Raw genomic sequence first — 21,857 nt, 5'->3', positions numbered from 1 at the left:
CCACCTTACCCGTTTCCCCCTGCCCGCCTTTCCAGTCCGGTCAGTCAAGCACGACGCCGGTCACCGGCTCGTCGTCGTCCGGCCCCTGGGTGCCCGGCTGGGTTTCGGCGGCGCGGGCGGCATTCTTTTTTTCCATGCCGGCGTCCATCTTTGCTTCCTGGGCTTCCCAGTCCGGGTTGACCATTCCGCGGCCGTTGCGGGCCGTGATGTCGATGGTTTCCAGGGCGCGGGCCACCATGGCGTCGTCCTTGCCCAGGTACTCGTTGACCACGCCGATCTGGACGCTGATGATCTTGAAGGAATGCTCCAGCTTCAGCTCGCGTGCCTTGGCCGCCTGGCGGGAGCCGGCGTCGTCGGACACGAGCCGGGTGCCGGCGCCGGACGGGGCGTGGGCGCTGTTGCGCTGGGCCATTTCGGCCTGGGCGAGCTTGACCTGGCGGGCGCCGAACGCGGCTGCCTTGTGGACGCCGATGTAGACGAGGGTGGACAGCGCCAGCCAGCCAAAGGCGATGACCGCAATGACCCAGCCCAGCACGGTGCTGTTGTTGGCCGCGAAAACGATGGCCACCAGGAAGACGATGGCCAGCACAATGGTGCCGAGGCCGGTGAACTTGCCGGGTTTGGTCATTTTTCCAGGTCCAAGAGATGTCATGGTTCCATTCTCTCAAACCCGGGCGGGTGCCGGTGCCCGCTTCCACCACCGGCGAACTGCCCCGCCCGGCCATTGGGGGCTGGAACTACTGGGGCTGGCTGCGCAGCACCTCCAGCCGCTGGCGGTATTCGGTCTCGTCGATTTCGCCGCGGGCGAAGCGTTCGCGCAGGACCGACTCGGCGCCCTGGCTGTGGTGCCAGGCCCGGCTGCGGCGCAGGCGGCGCGGGATGAAGATGATGGCCAGGACGATCACCACCAGCCAGAACAACGGGAAGAGCAGGAACCACGGCCCTGCGCCCCACCCCCAGCCGTGGTTCATGGCGTGTGCGGCAAGTGCCGCCGGTGTGCTCAATGCTGCAATCATGGTGCGTCCTTATGGTTGTTGCCAGCCGTCCTTCGGCTGTGCTTCAACTCTTCCGCTTCGCCGGCCCGGCGGCGTCGGCCCCAGGGAGGCTCTTTGCCCCGCCCCTGTACTCCCCGGGGAGACCCGGGCCGTGCGCCCCGCTTGGCCTTTCGGGCCGGCCGGTGGGGACTAGACGTTCCAGCCGGGGCGGACCAGGCCGGACTCGTAGGCGATGACCACCAGCTGGACGCGGTCGCGTGCCGCCAGCTTGGTCATGATCCGGGACACGTGGGTCTTGGCGGTCAGGGGTGTGATGAACAGGCGGGCAGCGATCTCGGCGTTGTTCAGCCCCTCGCCCACCAGGGCCAGCACCTCCCGTTCCCGTCCCGTGATGTGGGCCAGTTCCGGCGGCGGGGCCACGTCCCGGGACACGTGCGCCATGGCGTCCATGAGGCGGCGGGTGACGGACGGGGAGAGGAGGGCGTCGCCGTCGTTCACCACACGGACGGCGCGGATCAGTTCGGCAGGTTCGGTGTCCTTGATCAGGAAGCCGGCGGCACCAATGCGCACGGCCTCCACAATGTATTCGTCGAGTTCGAAGGTGGTCAGGACCAGGATGTGCGTGCCGGCGAGGGCGGGGTCGGCCAGGATGGCGGCGCCGGCTTCCAGGCCGTCGCCGCCGGGCATGCGGATGTCCATGAGGATGACGTCCGGCTTCAGCTCGCGGGCCAGGGCCAGGGTGCCGCTGCCGGTGCCGGATTCTCCCACCACCTCCATGTCCGCCTCGGCGTCCAGGAGGGCACGGAAGCCGGCCCGGATCAGCGTTTGGTCGTCGGCGATGAGGATGCGGATCATGGCTGTTTCCCTGCCGGGCCGGCGCCGGGCGGCCCACCGTCCGGGCCCGGTTCGTCACCGAGCGGGAACCGGGCGTGCACGCCCAGTCCGGGCTTGAGCTCCACCAGTTCCACGGAACCGCCGATCCCGGCCAGCCGTTCGCGCATGCCGCGCAGCCCGTTGCCCTCGGGCGAGCCGTGCCGGCCCGTGCCGTCGTCGTCCACCGCAACCGTGAGCGCGTCCCCGGAAACGGGCCCGATGTGCACCGCGAGGTGCTTCGCCCCGGAGTGTCGCACCGCGTTGGTGACCGCTTCCTGCACCACCCGGTACACCACCGCCTCCCGCTCGGGGCCCAGCCTGGTGCGCAGGGCGGAGGGGTCGCCGTCGTACTCGATTCGGGCCGCCAGGCCGCCGTGCTGGGCGTCCTCGACGAGGCCGGGGATGTTGGCCAGGGTCAGGCCGGGCTGGCGCGGGGCGTCCTGGCGCAGCACGCCCAGCAGTTCGCGGACCTGCACCAGGGATTCCTTGCTGGCCGTCTTGATGGCCTCGAGGGCGGGGCGGAGCTGGTCCGGGTCGCGGTCGGCGAGGTGCAGCGCCACGGAGGCGCGGACATTGATCATGGACAGGGAATGGGCCACGACGTCGTGGATGTCACGGGCCAGTGCCAGCCGGTATTCGTCCTCGGCCCGCTGCCTGGCCTCATGCGCATGTGCACGCCGCTCGGCCACCCGCTCCAGCCGCAGGCGCACGCCCTCGCCGATGAGCACCAGGATCACGAGCCAGGCGGATGCCGCGCCGGCGCGGACCAGGTCCTGGTCTCCGCCGTGCACAATGGCCCAGGTGAACACGGCCGCAACGAGTGCGCCGGCCACGGACCAGGCGAACACCCGGCGGCGGGCGGCCGTGGCCAGAATGAGGGCAAGGGCCATCGAGAGCGGGAAGGGGCCCCACGGGTACCCGATGGCGAGGTACGCCGCCGTGGCCGCCACGGTGCCGCCCAGCATGACCTCCGGGGCGCGGCGGTGCAGGAGCAGGAGCGCCGGCCCGGCGAGCAACAGCAGGTAGCCGAACCCGTCCAGCGGGTGCGCGAGCGGCTGGCGCCCGGACGCCACGTGGGTGCCGGCCAGCTGGATCACGGCGGCCAGCACGGCCACCGCCACCACAGGCCGTCGACGGCGCGCACTCCTCATGGCACGAGCCTAGTCCGGCAGCCCGGCGGCGCACATCACCCCCGACGTGAAGGGCGGCGTACTCCGGTGGGAGTACGCCGCCCTGTGTCGCGAGGGCCCGGTTGCGCGGGCCGTCGTGCGAGGGCCGTCGTGCGCGGGCCCGCGGCCGCGGTGCGTCAGGCGCGCTCCGCGGCCTCCACCACGTTCGCCAGCAGCATGGCCCGGGTCATGGGGCCCACGCCGCCGGGGTTCGGTGAAATCCACGAGGCAACGCCGTGGGCGGCCGGCTCCACGTCCCCGGTGACAACCGCCTTGCCCGTGCCGTCGTCAACGCGGGAGACGCCGACGTCGAGCACAATGGCACCCGGCTTGAGGTCCGCCGCCTTGATCATGTGCGGCTGGCCTGCGGCGGCGATGACGACGTCGGCCAGGCGCAGTTCCGCGGCGAGGTCCGCCGTGCCCGTGTGGGCCAGGGTGACGGTCGCGTTGATGTCCCGGCGCGTGAGAAGCAGGCCCACGGGCCTGCCGATCGTCACGCCGCGGCCCACCACCAGGACCTTCTTGCCGTTCAGTTCGATCCCGTGGCGGCGCAGCAGTTCAACGCAGCCTTTGGGCGTGCAGGGCAGCGGCGAGGCCATGGGCCGGTTGACGTTGGCCACCAGGCGGCCCAGGTTCATCGGGTGCAGGCCGTCGGCATCCTTGGCCGGGTCGATGGCCTCAAGCACCACGTCCTGGTCGATGTGCGCCGGCAGCGGCAGCTGGACAATGTAGCCGGTGCAGGCGGGGTCCCCGTTGAGCCGGCGGACGGCGTCGAGCACCTCCTCCTGCGTGGCGGTTTCGGGCAGGTCGATGCGCAGGGAGTTGATGCCCACCTCGGCGCAGTCCCTGTGCTTGCCGGCCACGTACCACTTCGACCCGGGGTCGTCCCCAACCAGGATGGTGCCCAGGCCCGGGGTGGTGCCCCGGGCTGCGAGCGCCGCGACCCGCTCCTTCAGTTCGTCCTTGATGGCAGCCGCGGTGGCCTTGCCGTCGAGGATTTGCGCGGTCCTTGCCGCGGGCACGGCGGTTACCATTCTTCCTGGCCCGGGTAGAGGGGGAAATCCTCGGCGAGCTTCTTCACACGTGCGCTGAGGGCATCGACGTCGGCGTTGCCCTTCAGTGCGGTGGCGATGATCTCGGCAACCTCGGTGAATTCCGCGGCCCCGAAGCCGCGGGTGGCCAGTGCCGGGGTGCCGATGCGCAGGCCGGAGGTGACCATCGGGGGGCGCGGGTCGAACGGGACGGCGTTGCGGTTGACCGTGATGCCGACGGTGTGCAGGAGGTCCTCGGCCTGCTTGCCGTCCAGCTGGGAGTTGCGCAGGTCCACGAGCACCAGGTGCACGTCGGTGCCGCCGGTCAGCACGGACACGCCGGCGTCCGCGACGTCGGCGGCGTTCAGGCGGTCCGCGATGATCTTGGCGCCCTCCAGGACGCGCTGCTGGCGCTCCTTGAACTCCTGGCCCGCGGCAACCTTGAAGGCCACCGCCTTGGCGGCAATGACGTGCATGAGCGGGCCGCCCTGCTGTCCGGGGAATACGGCGGAGTTGAGCTTCTTGGCCCATTCCTCCTTGGCCAGGATCACCCCGGAGCGGGGGCCTGCCAGGGTCTTGTGCACGGTGGAGGTGACGACGTCGGAGTACGGCACCGGGTTCGGGTGCAGGCCGGCGGCAACCAGGCCGGCAAAGTGGGCCATGTCGGTCCAGAGCAGTGCGCCCACCTCGTCGGCGATGGAGCGGAACGCCGCAAAATCGAGCTGTCGGGGGTAGGCGGACCAGCCGGCGATGATGACCTGGGGCTTCTCGGCAATGGCCTGCCCGCGCAGTTTGTCCATGTCGATGCGGAAGGTGTCCTCTTCGACCTGGTAGGCGGCGACCTGGTACAGCTTGCCGGAGAAGTTCAGCTTCATGCCGTGGGTCAGGTGCCCGCCGTGCGCCAGGGACAGGCCCAGGATCTTGTCGCCGGGGTTGATCATGGCAGCAAGCGCGGCGGCGTTGGCCTGGGCGCCGGAGTGCGGCTGGACGTTGGCGTACTCGGCGCCGAAGAGGTCCTTGACGCGCTGGATGGCGAGGTTCTCGGCAACGTCGACGTATTCGCAGCCGCCGTAGTAGCGGCGGCCCGGGTAGCCTTCGGCGTACTTGTTGGTCAGCACGGAGCCCTGGGCTTCCAGGACGGCGCGGGGGGCGAAGTTTTCGGAGGCGATCATTTCCAGCGTGTCACGCTGGCGGCCGAGCTCGTCCTTCAGGACGGCGGCAATTTCAGGGTCCAGCTCGGCGAGCGGGACATTGGTCACGGACTGTGTGGCGGTATTGGACATTCAGGACTCCTGGATGGACTACACGAAAAAACACTTCTTAGCCAGATTATCCGGTGGACGCGTGCACCTGCAGGCTGCTTCGCTGTGTGAAGCTGCGGGCACGGCATGGCCACCGCCAAACTACTTTTGCTGGCAGTCGCGACCCCTTGTCCCAGGCGTACGATCCCAGGGGTCCTCGCTCGTGCTGCTCCCCGGTGGTGGCCCACCTCATCGCCAGTCGCAACCCCTTAACTGTAGTACAGGGCCACGGCGGGACGGTAACGTTGGCGGGGTGACTGACTCGACCTCCCCCGCCCCGCATGCCGCCCGCGGCTATGTCCTGACGCTCTCCTGCGCCGACCAGCCCGGCATCGTCCACGCCGTGTCCGGTTCCCTGCTGGAAGCGGGCTGCAACATCACCGACTCCCAGCAGTACGGCAGCCCGGACACGGGCACTTTTTTCATGCGGGTTGCGGTGGAAACCACGACGTCGTTCAGCCGCCTCCGCGAGCACCTCGACGGCGTCGCCGGTCAGTTCAGCCTCAACTGGCAGCTGCACCGTGCCGGCGCGCCCGTGCGGACGCTGATCCTGGCATCCAAGGCCGCGCACTGCATCAACGACCTGTTGTTCCTGCAGCGTTCGGGCACCCTGCCCATTGAGATCCCGGCCATTGTCTCCAACCACCGGGACCTGGAGCCGCTTGCCAGGTTTTATGGCATCCCGTTTTACTACATCCCCGTCACGCCGGACACCAAGGCCGAGGCGGAAGCGGCCCTGTTGGAGCTGGTGGCCGAGCACGAGGTGGAGCTGGTGGTGCTGGCCCGCTACATGCAGGTGCTCTCCGACGGCCTGTGCCGCCACCTCGCGGGCCGGGCCATCAACATCCACCACTCCTTCCTGCCCTCCTTCAAGGGTGCCAGGCCGTACCACCAGGCCCACGCCAGGGGCGTGAAGATCATCGGGGCCACCGCGCACTATGTGACGGCCACCCTGGATGAGGGTCCCATCATCGAGCAGGAAGTGATCCGCGTGTCCCACGGGCACTCGGTGGAGAAGTTTGTTGCCGTGGGCCGTGCCGTGGAGGCACGCACCCTGGCCCAGGCCGTCCAGTGGCACGCCGAACACCGCGTCCTCCTCGACGGGACGCGCACGGTCGTCTTCGACTGACACCCCGACACCCCGACACCCCGGCCCGCCCACCGGCCCCGCCAGCACTCACAGCACCAAATTGTTGAACAATCTGGAAAATTAAGGCATTCTTAGAGAACCACATCACGAGACGGGGATCACAAATGCCTTTCATTGACCTCAATTCCGACGTCGGAGAGTCCTTCGGCAACTGGACCATGGGTGACGACGCCGCCATCTTCACCTCCGTCTCCAGCGCCAACGTCGCCTGCGGCTTCCACGCCGGGGACCCGAGCACCATCGCCCAAACGTGCCGCGACGCCGTGGCCGCGGACGTCACCATCGGCGCGCACGTGGGGTACCGGGACCTGGCAGGGTTCGGCCGCCGCTTCCTGGACTGCTCCCCCACCGAGCTGGCCGACGACGTCCTCTACCAGCTCGGCGCCCTGTCCGCCCTGGCCGGGGCCGCCGGCGCCGCCATCAAGTACGTCAAGCCCCACGGCGCGCTGTACAACACGATCGTCCACCACGAAAAGCACGCGCAGGCCGTGGTCGACGCCGTCAAGGCCTTTGGCACGGACCTCCCCCTCCTGCTCCTGCCGGGCTCCGTCGCCCTGGCCAGGGCCGAGGCCGCCGGGCTCCGCGCCGTGGCCGAGGCCTTTGCCGACCGCAACTACACACCGGAGGGGACGCTTGTCTCCCGCCGCGAGCCCAACGCCGTGATCCACGATCCCGCCCGGGTCGCCGCCAACATGGTGCGCCTGGCCACCGAGGGCACCGTGACGGCCGTGGACGGCAGCGTCATCCCCATGCCGGCCGAGAGCATCTGCGTCCACGGCGACACCGCCGGGGCCGTGGCCATGGCCGCCGCCGTGCGTGCCGGGCTGGAAAACGCCGGCGTGCAGATCCGAAGCTTCATGTGGGCAAGGCCATGACGACCGTGAGCACCCCCGCCGCGCACCGCCTCACGGCCATCCACCCGGCCGGCACCCGCGCCCTGCTCGTTGAGCTGCCGAACCTGCCGGCCGTGCTGGCCCTGGCGGCCCGGCTGGCCGAATCCCCCCTGCCCGGCCAGCTTGACGCGCTGTCCGCGGCCGCCACCGTGCTGGTCAAGTTCGACTCGCCCAACGCGGCCCGCGCAGCCACCCCGGTCCTCGCCAACCTCGACCTCGGCACGGCCCCGGAGGAGACGGGCAAGCTCGTGGAGATCGCCGTGCACTACGACGGCGCCGACCTCGCCGAGGTCGCCACGCTCACCGGCCTGAGCCCCGAGGCCGTCGTCGCCGCACACACCGGCCAGACCTGGCGGGCGGCATTCGGCGGTTTCGCCCCGGGCTTCGCCTACCTGTTGGGGGAAAACCCGGCCCTGCAGGTGCCGCGCCGCAGCACCCCGCGCACGTCCGTCCCCGCCGGCGCCGTCGCCCTTGCCGGGGACTACTCCGCCGTCTACCCGCGCCAGTCCCCGGGCGGCTGGCAGCTGATCGGCCGCACAGACGCGGTGCTGTGGTCCCTGGACCGCAGCGATCCCGCGCTCATCCGCCCCCAGGACCGCGTCCGCTTTGTCCCGGCCCGCCCATCCATGGACCTTCACCCCGCCGCAGCCGAGCCCGACGCCGGCACCGCCACGGGCGCGCCCGCCACCCCCACGGAAACCGGCGGCCTGCTGGTGGTCCACGCGGGCCTGCAGTCGCTCATCCAGGACCTGGGCCGCCCCGGCCTGGGCGAGCTGGGCGTGTCCGCGGCCGGCGCCGTCGACCCTTCCGCGGCGCGGCAGGCCAACCGGCTGGTCGGCAACCAGGCCGGGGACGCCGTCATCGAAAACCTCATGGGCTCCCTGGCACTGACGGCCGAATCCGACCAGGTCCTGGCCGTCACCGGCGCCCGGACCACGCTGCACATCACGCCGTCGGACCCGGACCGCAGCGAACGCAGCCCCGCCCAGGACGCGCCGTTCGCGCTGCTGGCCGGCGAAACGCTCACGCTGGGACCCGCCACGGAGGGGCTGCGCTGCTACCTCGGCGTGCGCGGGGGCATCGCGGCGGAGCCCGTCATGGGCAGCCGCTCCACCGACCTGATGTCCGGAATCGGCCCGGATCCGCTGGCCGCCGGCCTCCGCATCCCGGTGGGCCCGGCCCGGGGCGCCCACGTGGTGGGCGCCCCGGAACCGGCCACCCTGCGCCCGGCCCCTGCCTCGGGCGTCGCCACCCTGCGGATCACCCCCGGCCCCCGCGACGACTGGTTTGGCCCGGCCGGCATGGACGTCCTGACGGGGCAAAACTGGCGGGTGGGCGCTGCGTCCAACCGGATCGGCGTCCGCCTGGAACTGGACGACGGCGGAACGCCCGTGCCGCGGATCCGCGACGGCGAACTGGCCAGCGAAGGCGTGGTCTGGGGCGCCCTGCAGGTGCCGCCGTCGGGGCTGCCCGTGCTGTTCCTGGCCGACCACCCCGTCACCGGCGGCTACCCGGTCATCGCCGCCGTCGTCCCCGAGGACCTGGGCGCCGCCGCCCAGCTCCCGCCCGGCACCCGCGTGCGCTTTGCCCTGATCGACTCCCCCACCTCGACTCCCCAAGGAACCCGTTCATGAAGAAAGTACTCATCGCCAACCGCGGCGAAATCGCCGTGCGCGTGGCCCGCGCCTGCTCCGACGCCGGGCTGGAGTCCGTCGCCGTGTATTCCGACCCCGACGCCGACGCACTGCACGTGCGCCGGGCCGGGGAGGCCTACGCACTGGGCGGGCGTTCCGGCGCGGAGACGTACCTGAACATCGAGAAGATCATCGACGTCGCCCGCCGGTCCGGGGCCGACGCCGTCCACCCCGGCTACGGCTTCCTGTCCGAAAACGCGGACTTTGCCCAGGCCGTCGTCGACGCCCGGCTGACGTGGATCGGGCCGCCGCCGCAGGCCATCCGGGACCTGGGCAACAAGGTCACGGCCCGCGAAATCGCCGTCCGGGCCGGCGCCCCGCTGGTGCCCGGCAGTGACGGCCCCGTGGCATCCGGCGCCGAGGTGCGCGCCTTCGCCGAAGAATTCGGCCTGCCCGTCGCCATCAAGGCGGCCTTTGGCGGCGGCGGGCGCGGGCTGAAGATCGCCCGGACCATGGAGGACATCGACGACGCCTTTGAATCCGCCGTCCGCGAGGCCACCACCGCCTTTGGCCGCGGGGAGTGCTTTGTGGAGCGGTTCCTGGACCGCCCCCGCCATGTGGAGGCCCAGGTGCTCGCGGACCGGCATGGCAACGTGGTGGTGGTCGGCACCCGCGACTGCTCCCTGCAGCGGCGCCACCAAAAACTCGTCGAGGAGGCGCCGGCACCGTTCCTGGGCGACGCCCAGCGGGCCAGCATCCACGCCTCGGCGAAGGCCATCTGCCGGGAAGCCGGCTACGAGGGCGCCGGCACGGTGGAGTACCTCGTGGCCGACGACGGCACGGTCTCCTTCCTGGAGGTCAACACCCGCCTGCAGGTGGAGCACCCCATCACGGAGGAAACCACGGGCGTGGACCTCGTGGCCGAGCAGTTCCGCATCGCCGACGGCGAGCCCCTGCGCTTCACCGAGGACCCCCGGCCGGTGGGCCACGCCTTCGAGTTCCGCCTCAACGCCGAAGACCCCGCCCGCGGCTTCCTGCCGGGCCCGGGCACCATCACCGCCTTTGAGGCACCCACCGGCTCCGGCATCCGCGTCGATTCCGGCGTCCGCAGCGGCTCCACGGTGCCCGGCGACTACGACTCGCTGCTGGCCAAGCTCATCGTCCACGGCGCGGACCGCGCCCAGGCCCTGCGCCGCGCCCGGACGGCCCTTGAAGAAATGACGATCGCCGGGCTCCCCACCGTCCTGCCCTTCCACCGCGCGGTGGTCCGCGACCCCGCCTTCACCGCGGACGGCCACTTCGGCGTGCACACGACGTGGATTGAAACCGAATTCGCCGCCACGCTGGCCGCCTCGGACGAGATCGCCCGGGCCGAGCCGGACGGCCGCCGCGAGGAACTGACCATTGACGTGGACGGCAAGGCGCTGCAGATCGGCCTGCCCGCCGAACTCCTGGATGCGTTGCGCAGCGGCAGCCGGGGGAATCCGGGGACCGCCACGGACGGCGGCGGTTCTTCCGGCACGCGCACCGACGGCGGTGGCGAGGGAGCCGACGCCGGCGTGCTGGCGGCCCCCATGAACGGCAAGCTCGTCAAGTGGCTGGCCGGCGACGGCGGGCAAGTTGCCAAGGGCGATCCCGTCGCCGTCCTGGAGGCCATGAAGATGGAATCCACCGTCACGGCCCACCGCGCCGGCACCGTGGTGCGCGGCCCGCGGGAACCCGGTGACGCAGTGGTGCGCGGGGAAGCCGTGTGCCGGATTGACTGACCTGCGTGCACGGCCGGCCCGCCGCATTGGATAGATTGGAGCCATGCCCATGAATACAGCCCTCGGCGATTTGCCGCCCTCTGCAGCCCACGCCCACACCGGCGCCTGGGTGGCCTCAGTGCTGCGCAGCCGGATTGCCGAGGGCCGGCTGGTGCCCGGCACCAAGCTCTCCGAACAGTCCCTCTCGGAGACACTGGGGATCTCCCGGAACACGCTGCGCGAGGCCTTCACGGTGCTCGACGGCGAACTGATCATCACCCGCATCCCGAACCGGGGCGTTTTTGTCGCCTCCCCCGGGCCGGATGAAATACGGGAAATCTACAATGTGCGCAGGATCCTGGAGCCGGCGGCCGCCCTGTGGGGGCCGGGGCCGGACCTCGATGAGCTGCGCTCCGTGGTGGCGGACGCCCGCGACGCCCTGGCCCGCGGCTCCGTGCCGGAGATGGCCGCCGCCAACCAGCGCTTCCATGAGGCGCTGATCCTGGGCACCGGCAGCACGGGGCTGCTGGAGACCATGCAGCGGGTGCTGGCGCAGATGCGCCTGGTCTTCCACGCCATGAGCAACGCCCCCGACTTCCACAGCCACTACGTGGAACTCAACGCGGAACTGCTGGAGCTGCTCGCCGCCGGAAAACGGGCCGAGGCCGCCGAGCGGATGCGCGGCTACCTGGACAAGGCCGAGGCGGAACTGCTGGCACAATTCACCGCCGCCCACTGATTTCCACCCTCCCCAAAGATTGTTGAACAAACACTTGCAGGATTGTTGAACAAAAGCATATGATGTAGTTCACAGTGATCGACGCCACCGTTGGCGGCCTTCCTGACCGGTTCGGGGCAGCAGCCCGGTTTCGGACAACTACGACCGTATCTGCGGCCCCGCCTGGCCGCGGCAGGAACGGATATCCATGCTTGTACTCATCGGGGTCTTGTTGGTGATTGTTGGCTTCGCCATCCGACTCAACCCACTTCTTGTAGTCACCATCTCCGGCATCGTCACGGCGCTTCTTGGCGGCATGTCCCCGCTGGAGATCCTCAACGCGTTTGGCTCTGGATTTTCCAGCAGCCGCTCCGTCACCATCTTCGTGGTGGTGCTTCCGGTCATCGGCCTGATCGAACGTTTCGGGCTGCAGGAACAAGCCAAGACCCTCATTGCCAAGCTGGCCAAGCTGACCGCCGGCCGGGTCCTCCTGGGGTACCTGGTGATCCGCCAGATCACCGCGGCCCTGGGACTGACAAGCATTGGCGGGCATGCCCAAACCGTCCGCCCGCTCGTCTTCCCCATGGCCGAAGGCGCTGCACTGCGCCGCTACGGCTCGGTGCCGGACAAGGTCCGGGAAAAGATCAAGGGCCACTCGGCCGCTGCGGACAACGTGGGCGTGTTCTTTGGCGAGGACGTCTTCGTCGCCGTCGGCTCCATCCTGCTGATCACCACCTTTGTCGACACCACCTACGGGCTCCACCTGGAGCCCCTGCAACTGGCCATCTGGGCCATCCCCACCGCAGTCTGCGCCTTCCTGATCCACGGCTTCCGCCTGCTGCGCCTCGACCGCCAGCTGGACAAGGCCGTCCAGGAAGCCCGCACCGAGGACGCCGCCGCAACACCCGCTGGAGGACAGGCATGATCAACGTCGAATCCATCTACTGGCTCATTGGCCTGCTGTTCGTCGCCTGGGCCTTCCTGATAGCCCGCGACGCCAACCACCCGCGGCGCTGGGGCAGTTCCTCCTTCTGGGGCCTGCTGGGCCTGTGCTTCTTTTACGGCACCGCCGTCGAGGCCAAGACCGCACCCGCCTGGATCCTGGGCATCGCCGTCCTGGCCCTGGTCGCCCTGGCCAGCACCGGGCTGCTGGGCGACGGCCGCTCCAATACCGCCAGCGAGGAACAACGGACGGCCTCCGCGGCCAAGTTCGGCAACAAGCTCTTCATTCCGGCGCTGGCCCTGCCGGTGGTGACCGTCATCGTCGTGTTGCTGGCACCCGTGCTCAAAATTGGCTCCAAGCCGCTCATCGACCCCACCCACACCACGCTGGTGGCCCTGGGCATCGGCGCCATCGTGGCAGCCCTCGTCGGCGTCGCGATCCTGCGCCCGCAGAACAAGCTGTCCCCCGTCCTGGAGGGCCGGCGCATCATTGAGACCATCGGGTGGGCCGCACTGCTGCCCCAGATGCTCTCCACGCTGGGCATCCTGTTCACCCAGGCAGGCGTGGGCACCGCCGTCGGCACACTGGCCAAGGGCGTGCTGCCCAACGGTTCCCTCCTTGCCGCCGTGGTGGTCTACTGCGTGGGCATGTTCATCTTCACGGTCCTGATGGGCAACGGCTTTGCCGCCTTCCCGATCATGACGGCGGCCATCGGCTGGCCGGTGCTGGTGCAGGGCTTCCACGGCCAGCCCGCCATCGTGTTTGCCATCGGCATGCTCGCCGGATTCTGCGGCACGCTGTGCACGCCCATGGCGGCCAACTTCAACCTGGTGCCGTCCGCGCTGCTGGAAATGAAGAACAAGTACGGCGTCATCACGGCCCAGATTGCCACCGGCGTGCCGCTCCTGTTCGCCAACATCGCCCTGATGTACTTCCTCGCCTTCCGCCACGCCTAGCCGCCCCGGCTCAAGACAACCACGCAAGGAACGCCATGAACGCACCAACCCCCGACCCCGCCGCCCGCATGGACGCGCTGGCCAACCACTACGCCGGGATCGTCCTGGACAACCTGTCCCGGCCCTACCCCTTCGCCTCCCACCATGTGGAAACGTCCCCCGCGGACCGGCCCAGCCCCCGGGAGCTCCACCCGGCGTTTTACACCTCCTTTGACTGGCACTCCTGCGTGCACATGACCTGGCTGGGCGTGACGCTGATTGAATACGGGATCGACGCCGGACTGGACGCCCGCCTGCGCGCCGTCCTCGCCGCAAACCTGACCTCGGAAAACCTGGCCGTTGAAGGGGCCTACCTGCTGGCAAACCGCAGCTGGGAGCGCCCCTACGGGTGGGCCTGGCTGGTGCGGCTGGCCGCGACCGCCGCTGCCTCGGAGGACGGCCAGCTCGGCAAGTGGGGCGCCGCGCTGGATCCCCTCGTGGACATGGTGGCCGGGCTCGCGGCCGACTGGACGGACAAGGCCGAATATCCCGTCCGCCACGGGCTGCACACCAACGCGGCCTTCGGCCTGGGCCTCATGCTCGACGCCTTCCGCACCTTGGGCCGGGACCAGGCAGCGGCGGTGTGCGAGCTCGCTGCGCTGCGCTGGTTCAGGCGCGACACCGGCTGGCCGGGCGGGTGGGAAATGAGCGGCCAGGACTTCCTCTCCCCCGGGCTGAGCGAGGCCGACCTCATGGCGCGCGTGCTCGGCCCCGACTCCTTTACGTCATGGTTCGACGCCTTCCTGCCGGGGCTCACCCCCGACGCGCGGATCCTTGCGCCGTATACGGTCACCGACGAGTCCGACGGCTACCTCGCCCACCTGAACGGGCTGAACCTGACCCGCGCCGGCCAGCTCCTCCGGATCAGCCGTGCGCTGCGCCGCACGTCCGACGGCGGCGCCACCGCGGCCGTGCTCGAGAACGCGCTACCGCCCCTGCTCGAAGCCGGGCTGGACGCAGTGATGACCGACGAGTTCATGTCCAGCCACTGGCTGGCCAGCTTCGCCTGGGACGCGCTCGCCTCCGCCCGCCGCTGACCGCCCGGCCGGCCCCCGGGCCCAGCCGGGGGCCGGCCTGCGTCTTCCACCGGCCGGCCGGCTTAGTCGGCGGGCCGTGCCCGCCACAACTGGCGAAACGTGGGATGGCCTACCCGCGGCCCCCGGCCCTGGTTCGGTAGCATCGGCAGTACTGGCGATTTTCGCGCCGCACTGCAACGACTTGGAGCCCCCATGAACCAGCTGGTCCCCTTTGACGGCCACACGCCGTCCGTCCACGAATCCGCCTTTGTGGCGCCCTCCGCCACGATCATCGGCGACGCCTCGCTCGGCGCCGATTCCAGCGCCTTCTACGGCGTGGTGGTCCGCGGCGACACCGCCACCATCACCGTCGGCAACGGCTCCAACCTGCAGGACAATGTGGTGCTGCACGCCGACGAAGGCTTCCCCACGACCATCGGCGACGGCGTCAGCGTGGGCCATGGCGCCGTGGTCCACGGCTGCACGGTGGAGGACAACTGCCTGATCGGCATGGGCGCCACGGTCATGAACGGCGCCGTGGTGGGCGCCGGATCGCTCGTGGCCGGCGGCGCGGTGGTGCTCGAAGGCGCCGTCATTCCGCCCGGGTCCCTGGCGGCCGGCGTCCCCGCGAAGGTCCGCCGCGCGTTGACCGCCGAGGAGCTGGAGCACGTGAAGGGCAATGCCTTGCACTACGTGGAGCTGGCCCGCAAGCACAAGGCCATCCACGCCTAGCGGCAGGATAACGTCAACCACTTAACACAAACCATTTCGATAGCGTTAAATTCTTGACTTCAACATATGACGTGGGGCATGCTGCCAGTTATGTCAGATGACGAAAGCAGCACCGTCCGCAGCGCCGGCGGCCCATCCAAGCCGGGATCGCAGTCGGCCTTGCGGATGCGCAACCAGCTCCGGCTCACCGAGCAGCTGCTGCGCGGTGGTCCGGCCACCCAGGCCGAGCTGGCGCGGCTGACGGGCCTGTCCACTGCAACGGTGTCCAACATCGTCAAGAGCATGCACCAGGCCGGCCTGGTCACCCTGACGGCCACCACCAGTTCCGGACGCCGCGCGCATTCGGTGCGGTACATCGGGGACAGCTCCATTGCCGCCGGGATTGACTTTGGCCGCAGCCACGTCCGGGTGGTGCTGGCCAACAGGTCCTACGAGGTGGTGGCCGAGCGCCAGATCCCCTTGCCGCCCGGGCACAACGCCACCGTCGGCATTGCCGCCGCGGCCAAGCTGCTGGACGAGCTGCTCGCCGAAAAGGCCATTGCCAGGTCATCACTGATGGGCGCCGGCGCCGGCATTCCCGGCCCCATCGACCGGCGGACGGGCAAGGTCATCCAGGGTGCCATCCTGCCGGAATGGGTGGGCATCAACCTCCACGAGCGGCTCAAGTCCGCCCTGGACCTGCCCGTCTACATTGAAAACGACGCCAACCTCGGGGCCCTGGCGCAGATCACCTGGGGGGCCCACACCGCCGTCCCCAACCTGGTCTTCGTCAAGATCGGCACCGGGATCGGAGCGGGCCTGATCCTCAACGGCTCGCTCTACTCGGGCAGCATCGGCGTGACCGGGGAAATCGGCCACCTGACCATCAACGAATCCGGGCGGATCTGCCGCTGCGGCAACCGCGGCTGCCTGGAAACCGTTGCCTCGACCGCCACCATGATCGAGCTCCTCAGCCGCGACAGGAACCATCCGGTCGATGTCGAGGACATTGTCCGCCAGGCCAAGTCGGGTGATTCCACGACGCTGCGCGTCCTCGAGGACGCGGGGACCGCCGTCGGCCGGGCACTGGCCACCATCTCCAACCTCATGAGCCCGGACGTCATCGTCATCGGCGGCCCGCTGGCCACCCTGGGCGAGCTCCTGCTGGCACCCATCCGGCGGGGCCTGCTGCGCCACGCAGTGCCGGTGGTCGGGGAGAACACCACGTTGGCGACCTCATCCCTGGGGCCCCGCTCGGAGGGGCTCGGCGCGGTCTCACTCGTGTTCCAGCATGACGCGGACCGCCACAACACATAGAACCGTTACCATCCCGTTGCGTTAAAAGGTTGACGACAAGACGCCAACCGGGTTGAATCTCCTAAGTAACAATTTTTGCTCTACCTCTTCACGCTCGGCACACAGCGGGTGTGGCGTACCGACAAAGACGTCTGTCTTGGAAAGCGAAACGCACATGCCGTCCGCAAACCCCATCATTCTTCAGATGCGATCCATCACCAAGGAATTTCCCGGCGTCAAGGCCCTGTCCGATGTTTCCATTGCTGTCCGTGCCGGCGAGATCCATTCCATTTGTGGTGAGAACGGCGCCGGCAAGTCCACGCTCATGAAGGTCCTCTCCGGCGTTTACCCCTTCGGCAGCTACGGCGGGGAGATCGTCTTCCAAAACGAAGTGTGCGAATTCAAGGACATCCGCGCCAGCGAAAACGCCGGAATCGCGATCATCCACCAGGAACTGGCCTTGATCCCCGAGCTGTCCGTCATGGAGAACATCTTCCTGGGGAACGAGCCCACCCGGTTCGGCGTGATCAACTGGGCCGAGGCCCGGCTGCGTTCCGTGGAGCTGATGGCCCGGGTGGGGCTGGACGAGGATCCCGACACCCCCGTGAAGGAGATTGGCGTCGGCAAGCAGCAGCTGGTGGAAATCGCCAAGGCCCTGAACAAATCGGTCAAGCTGCTCATCCTTGACGAGCCCACCGCGGCCCTGAACGAATCCGACTCCCAGCACCTCCTGGACCTGATCCGGGGGCTGAAGGGCAAGGGCATCAGCTGCATCATGATCTCCCACAAACTCAACGAGATCGAGCAGGTCTCCGATTCGATCACCATCATCCGCGACGGCAAGACGATTGAAACCCTGGATGTCAAGGCCGACGGTGTCGACGAGGACCGCATCATCAAGGGCATGGTGGGCAGGACCCTGGAATCGCGGTTCCCGGACCACACGCCCCAGATCGGCGAGGTGTTCTTCGAGGTCAGGAACTGGACCGTGGCCCACCCGCAGATTGCCGACCGCCTGGTCTGCAAGAACTCCAGCTTCAACGTCCGCCGCGGCGAGATCGTCGGATTTGCCGGCCTCATGGGTGCCGGGCGCACCGAACTGGCCCGCTCCCTCTTCGGCCGCTCCTACGGCAACTACGTCTCCGGGCAGATCATCAAGGACGGGAAGGAAATCACGCTCCGCAACGTCCCCGAGGCCATCAGGCACGGCCTGGGCTACGTCACCGAAGACCGCAAGACCCTCGGGCTGAACCTGCTTGACGACATCAAGACCACCACCGTCGCCGCCAACCTCCCCGCCATCTCCAAGCACACCGTCGTCGACCTTGACAAGGAATACGCGGTGGCCGAGCAGTACCGCAGGCAGCTGCGCACCAAGACGCCCAGCGTGGACGAGGGCGTGGCCAAGCTTTCGGGCGGGAACCAGCAAAAGGTGGTCCTGGCCAAGTGGATGTTCACCGACCCGGACCTGCTCATCCTCGACGAACCCACCCGCGGGATCGACGTCGGCGCCAAGTATGAGATCTACGGAATCATCCAGGCCCTGGCCAGCCAAGGCAAGGGCGTCATTGTCATCTCCTCCGAGCTGCCGGAACTGCTGGGCATCTCGGACCGCATCTACACCATTTTCGAGGGCGCCATCACCGGCGTGCTGAACAAAGACCAGGCCAGCCAGGAATCGCTGATGAAGCGCATGACCGCTGTCAAGAAATCTGCCTAGACCCAGGGAAAAAAACCATGAACGCCATCAAACAACTCTTCGGCGGCAACACCCGCCAATTCGGGATGATCTTCGCCCTCGTCGCCCTGGTCCTGTTCTTCCAGTGGCAAACCGGCGGTGTGATCCTCACCCCGGACAACGTCATCAACCTGGTCAACGGCTATTCCTACATCCTCATCCTCGCCATCGGCATGGTGCTGGTCATCATCGCCGGCCACATTGACCTTTCGGTCGGTTCCGTCGCCGCGTTCGTCGGCATCGTGGTGGCGCTGACCATGCAGGACTGGGGCCTGCCCTGGTACATGGGCATCGTCGTCGGGCTGGTCCTGGGTGCCGTCATCGGCGCCTGGCAGGGCTTCTTCGTCGCGTACGTCGGCATCCCCGCCTTCATCGTCACCCTGGCTGGCATGCTGCTCTTCCGCGGCGCCAACCAGTACTTCGGCAAGTCACTGACCATCCCCGTCTCCGCCGACTTCCAGTACATCGGTGCCGGCTACCTGAAGGAAATCGGGCCCGACACCGGCTACAACAACCTGACGCTGCTCCTGGGCTTCATCGCCGTCGCCGCCCTCATCTGGGGCGAACTGCGCAGCCGCCGCAAGGCCGTGGCACTCGGCGCAGATGTCAAGCCGCTCTGGGTGAGCATCACCCGGCTCGTCATCCTGTGCGCCGTGGTCCTCTATGTCACCTACCTCTTTGCCACTGGCCGCCCCGGCACGTCCTTCCCGGTCCCGGGCATCATCCTCGGCGTCCTGGTCCTGGCCTACGGCTTCATCTCGGCCCGCACCACCATCGGCCGCCACATCTACGCCGTCGGCGGCAACCGCCACGCAGCCGCCCTCTCCGGCGTCAAGAGCAAGCGCACCGACTTCCTCGTCATCCTCAACATGTCCGTGCTCGCGGGCCTGGCCGGCATGATCTTCGTGGCCCGCTCCAACGCCTCCGGCCCGTCCGACGGCGTCGGCTGGGAACTGGACGCCATCGCCGCCGTCTTCATCGGCGGTGCAGCCGTCACCGGCGGTGTCGGCACGGTGGTCGGCTCCATGATCGGCGGCCTGGTCATGGCCGTCCTCAACAACGGACTCCAGCTCATGGGCGTCGGCTCGGACATGACCCAGATCATCAAGGGCCTGGTCCTGCTCGCCGCCGTGGTCTTCGACGTCTACAACAAATCCCAGGGCAAGCCCTCCTTCATCGGACACATGATGAAGCGCCTGGGCGGCCGGGACAATCCGGACCTTGCGGTGGCAGAGCCCGTCAAGGACGCCGTCAGGGTCGAATCCTAAAAACTTCCTGCCAAGTCATCACTTCACGAACCCAACAGAAAGCGAACCCCATGTTCAAGCTCAACAAGGCTGCCAAATCCATGGCAGTGGTCCTGGCGGTCTCCGCCCTGGCACTGACGGGCTGCGGCCGCGCGGCAACCCCGGCAGCCTCCTCCAGCGGCGGTGCTGCCGGCTTCGCGGCCGGTTCGCTGATTGGCGTGGCCCTGCCCCAGAAGACCAGTGAAAACTGGGTGCTGGCGGAAAAGCTGTTCAACGACGGGCTCAGCCAGGCCGGCTTCAAGGGCGACGTCCAGTTTGCCAACGGTGGCGTGTCGGAACAGCAGAACCAGATCAGCTCCATGGTCACCAAGGGTGCCAAGGTCATCATTGTCGGCGCCATTGACGGCGCCCAGCTGGGCACCCAGCTCAAGCAGGCCAAGGATGCCGGCGCCACCGTCATCGCCTACGACCGCCTCCTGCTGAACACCCCCAACGTGGACTACTACGTCGCCTACGACAACTTCAAGGTCGGCGAACTGCAGGGCCAGGCCCTGCTGGACGGCATGAAGGCCAAGAAGCCCAACGGCCCGTACAACATTGAGCTCTTTGCCGGCTCCCCCGATGATGCCAACTCCAAGGTCTTCTTTGACGGCGCCATGAAGGTCCTCCAACCCAAGATCGACGACGGCACCCTGAAGGTTGTCTCCGGCCAGAAGACGTTCCCGCAGGCCGTGACCCAGGGATGGAAGGCTGAAAACGCGCAGAAGCGCATGGACTCCCTTCTGGTCGGCAGCTACAGCAGCGCTTCCCTGGACGGGGTCCTCTCCCCGAACGACACCCTGGCCCGGGCCATCATCACGTCCGTGAAGGCTGCCGGCAAGCCCATCCCGACCGTCACCGGCCAGGATTCCGAGGTTCAGTCCGTCAAGTCCATCATGGCCGGGGAGCAGTACTCCACGATCAACAAGGACACCACGGCCCTGGTCAACCACGCCATCGACATGGTCAAGGGCCTGCAGAAGGGCACCAAGCCGGAGATCAACGACCCGACCTCCTACAACAACGGAGTCAAGGTTGTCCCGGCATACCTGCTGGTTCCCAAGATTGTCACCAAGGCCAATGCCGCCGAGCAGTACGCCAATGACAAGGTCCTGGGCCCGCTGACCAAGTAGCCCGGCACCCAAGGCACCAACGCCGCAAGGGCCCCGTCCGCCGTCGTCCATCACGACGCGCCGGACGGGGCCCTTGCCGTGTTCCCCCACGCCCGCGGCAACTGGCAGAATGGCGCCATGACCATTCCCCGCTTTGTTGCCCGCCCCGACTGGTACACCTCGGCCAACCCGGAAACACTCGCCGCGACGGGAACCCCGCTGCGCTGGGGCGTGGTGGCCACCGGCAACATTGCCACCACCGTCACGGGGGACCTGGCCCTGCTTGAGGACGCCGTGCTGCAGGCCGTGAGCTCGCGCCGGGAGGCGGGTGCGGCGGCCTTTGCCGAAAAGTTCGGCTTTGCCACCCACTATTTCGACGGCGGCCACGACGGACCGGGTGCCCCGGGCCACCTCCAGCTGGTGCAGGACCCGGACGTGGACGTGGTGTACATCGCGACCCCGCATGCCCAGCACTACGACATCGCCCGCGCCGCCCTGGAACATGGCAAGCACGTCTTGTGCGAAAAGTCCCTCACCATCACGGCGGCCGAAGCCCGCTCCCTGGTTGAACTGGCCCGTTCCCGGCAGCTGTTCCTCATGGAAGCCGTGTGGGCGCGGTTTGTCCCGGGATTCCAGCGGGCGCTGGAGATTGTGGCCGCCGGCGAGATCGGCGAGGTGAAGTGGGTCCGGGCGGACCTGGGATTCCCGGCCCCCGTGGATGACACCGCCCGCATCTGGGCCCCGTCAGCCGGCGGCGGGGCACTGCTGGACATCACCGTCTACCCGCTGTTGTGGGCCTGGGCGACGCTGGGGAAGCCTGCCGCCGTGTCCGCCACGGGCGAGCTGACGGCGCTGGGCGTGGACGCACAAAACTCCCTGTCACTGGGCTATCACAATGGCGCCCAGGCCCAGCTGATGAGCTACCTCGGCGCCCACGGACCCCGGGTGGCAACCGTGGCCGGCACCAAGGGCTTCGTGGAAACCGTGGGCTCGGTCAACAACCCCAAGGCCCTGCGCATTTCCGTGGGTTGGGGCAGCGAACGCACCGAGACGTTTGAACACCCCGGCCGCGGCTACACCTACCAGCTGCGCGAGGTGACCCGCTGCATCCAGGCGGGCCTGACCGAAAGTGCCACCATGCCGCTCGCTGACAGCGTGGCCGTCATGGAACTCTTCGACGAGGCCCGCCGCCAGCTTGGCGTCAGCTACCCGAACGACGCCCGCACGGACCTCTGATCCGGGGCCGAAGCG

Annotated in this window: 20 protein-coding genes; 14 read left to right on the top strand and 6 right to left on the bottom strand. The window is 68.6% G+C overall.

Annotated features, from left to right (window positions below; translation table 11 throughout):
- Positions 1 to 40: 40 nt before the first annotated feature.
- The 6 genes from G6035_RS16855 to glyA form a co-directional block, all read right to left on the bottom strand.
- Entirely contained in the window at positions 41 to 652 is a 612-nt protein-coding gene (locus G6035_RS16855) for a hypothetical protein (RefSeq protein ID WP_176618267.1), read from the bottom strand.
- 85 nt (positions 653 to 737) lie between these two features.
- Entirely contained in the window at positions 738 to 1,016 is a 279-nt protein-coding gene (locus G6035_RS16850) for an SHOCT domain-containing protein (protein ID WP_176618266.1), read from the bottom strand.
- Positions 1,017 to 1,184: 168 nt separating this feature from the next.
- Positions 1,185 to 1,850, bottom strand: coding sequence for a response regulator transcription factor (locus tag G6035_RS16845; RefSeq protein WP_176618265.1), 666 nt, complete (start codon positions 1,848 to 1,850; stop codon positions 1,185 to 1,187).
- Complete coding sequence (locus tag G6035_RS16840) at positions 1,847 to 3,019, bottom strand: sensor histidine kinase (RefSeq protein WP_176618264.1); 1,173 nt, start codon at positions 3,017 to 3,019, stop codon at positions 1,847 to 1,849. Before G6035_RS16840 ends, G6035_RS16845 begins: the two co-directional genes overlap by 4 nt.
- Positions 3,020 to 3,174: 155 nt before the next feature.
- A complete protein-coding gene (locus G6035_RS16835) occupies positions 3,175 to 4,071 on the bottom strand; it encodes a bifunctional methylenetetrahydrofolate dehydrogenase/methenyltetrahydrofolate cyclohydrolase (protein WP_176618263.1) in 897 nt (298 codons plus the stop codon).
- The gene (glyA, locus tag G6035_RS16830; protein ID WP_176618262.1) at positions 4,065 to 5,351 is read right to left on the bottom strand and encodes a serine hydroxymethyltransferase; all 1,287 of its coding nucleotides are present in this window, start codon (positions 5,349 to 5,351) and stop codon (positions 4,065 to 4,067) included. Before glyA ends, G6035_RS16835 begins: the two co-directional genes overlap by 7 nt.
- Before the next feature lie 271 nt (positions 5,352 to 5,622).
- Here glyA and purU point away from each other — a divergent pair, with 271 nt between their 5' ends.
- The 14 genes from purU (at position 5,623) to G6035_RS16760 (ending at position 21,842) form a co-directional block, all read left to right on the top strand.
- Entirely contained in the window at positions 5,623 to 6,498 is an 876-nt protein-coding gene (purU, locus tag G6035_RS16825; RefSeq protein WP_256883710.1) for a formyltetrahydrofolate deformylase, read from the top strand.
- Between the two features lie 125 nt (positions 6,499 to 6,623).
- Positions 6,624 to 7,394 (top strand): LamB/YcsF family protein, encoded by a 771-nt coding sequence (locus G6035_RS16820; protein ID WP_176618260.1) that lies wholly within the window; start codon positions 6,624 to 6,626, stop codon positions 7,392 to 7,394.
- A complete protein-coding gene (locus G6035_RS16815; protein WP_176618259.1) occupies positions 7,391 to 9,046 on the top strand; it encodes a carboxyltransferase domain-containing protein in 1,656 nt (551 codons plus the stop codon). Before G6035_RS16820 ends, G6035_RS16815 begins: the two co-directional genes overlap by 4 nt.
- Complete coding sequence (locus G6035_RS16810; RefSeq protein WP_176618258.1) at positions 9,043 to 10,812, top strand: biotin carboxylase N-terminal domain-containing protein; 1,770 nt, start codon at positions 9,043 to 9,045, stop codon at positions 10,810 to 10,812. The genes G6035_RS16815 and G6035_RS16810 overlap by 4 nt, the downstream gene beginning before the upstream one ends.
- Before the next feature lie 43 nt (positions 10,813 to 10,855).
- A complete protein-coding gene (locus tag G6035_RS16805) occupies positions 10,856 to 11,530 on the top strand; it encodes a GntR family transcriptional regulator (RefSeq protein WP_176618257.1) in 675 nt (224 codons plus the stop codon).
- A gap of 187 nt (positions 11,531 to 11,717) precedes the next feature.
- Positions 11,718 to 12,434 (top strand): DUF969 domain-containing protein, encoded by a 717-nt coding sequence (locus G6035_RS16800; protein WP_176618256.1) that lies wholly within the window; start codon positions 11,718 to 11,720, stop codon positions 12,432 to 12,434.
- Positions 12,431 to 13,408 carry a DUF979 domain-containing protein gene (locus tag G6035_RS16795; RefSeq protein WP_176618255.1) on the top strand — a complete coding sequence of 326 codons (978 nt, stop codon included), beginning with the start codon at positions 12,431 to 12,433 and terminating at the stop codon, positions 13,406 to 13,408. Before G6035_RS16800 ends, G6035_RS16795 begins: the two co-directional genes overlap by 4 nt.
- A gap of 35 nt (positions 13,409 to 13,443) precedes the next feature.
- Positions 13,444 to 14,484 carry a DUF2891 family protein gene (locus G6035_RS16790; RefSeq protein ID WP_176618254.1) on the top strand — a complete coding sequence of 347 codons (1,041 nt, stop codon included), beginning with the start codon at positions 13,444 to 13,446 and terminating at the stop codon, positions 14,482 to 14,484.
- Positions 14,485 to 14,676: 192 nt separating this feature from the next.
- Positions 14,677 to 15,195, top strand: a complete 519-nt coding sequence (locus G6035_RS16785; protein WP_176618253.1) for a gamma carbonic anhydrase family protein — start codon at positions 14,677 to 14,679, stop codon at positions 15,193 to 15,195.
- A gap of 90 nt (positions 15,196 to 15,285) precedes the next feature.
- Positions 15,286 to 16,491 (top strand): ROK family transcriptional regulator, encoded by a 1,206-nt coding sequence (locus G6035_RS16780; RefSeq protein WP_176618252.1) that lies wholly within the window; start codon positions 15,286 to 15,288, stop codon positions 16,489 to 16,491.
- A gap of 154 nt (positions 16,492 to 16,645) precedes the next feature.
- A complete protein-coding gene (gene mmsA / locus G6035_RS16775) occupies positions 16,646 to 18,190 on the top strand; it encodes a multiple monosaccharide ABC transporter ATP-binding protein (protein WP_176618251.1) in 1,545 nt (514 codons plus the stop codon).
- Between the two features lie 17 nt (positions 18,191 to 18,207).
- Entirely contained in the window at positions 18,208 to 19,476 is a 1,269-nt protein-coding gene (gene mmsB, locus G6035_RS16770; RefSeq protein WP_176618250.1) for a multiple monosaccharide ABC transporter permease, read from the top strand.
- 50 nt (positions 19,477 to 19,526) lie between these two features.
- Positions 19,527 to 20,627: a sugar-binding protein gene (locus G6035_RS16765; RefSeq protein WP_176618249.1), complete on the top strand. Its 1,101-nt coding sequence runs from the start codon at positions 19,527 to 19,529 to the stop codon at positions 20,625 to 20,627.
- Positions 20,628 to 20,744: 117 nt separating this feature from the next.
- Positions 20,745 to 21,842: a Gfo/Idh/MocA family protein gene (locus tag G6035_RS16760; protein WP_176618248.1), complete on the top strand. Its 1,098-nt coding sequence runs from the start codon at positions 20,745 to 20,747 to the stop codon at positions 21,840 to 21,842.
- Positions 21,843 to 21,857: the final 15 nt, after the last annotated feature.

This window comes from Arthrobacter sp. SDTb3-6 (assembly GCF_013376095.1).
Taxonomy (GTDB): Bacteria; Actinomycetota; Actinomycetes; order Actinomycetales; family Micrococcaceae; genus Specibacter.
Note: the sequence above shows the minus strand (reverse complement) of the source record. Positions and strands in the feature narration are given on the sequence as shown.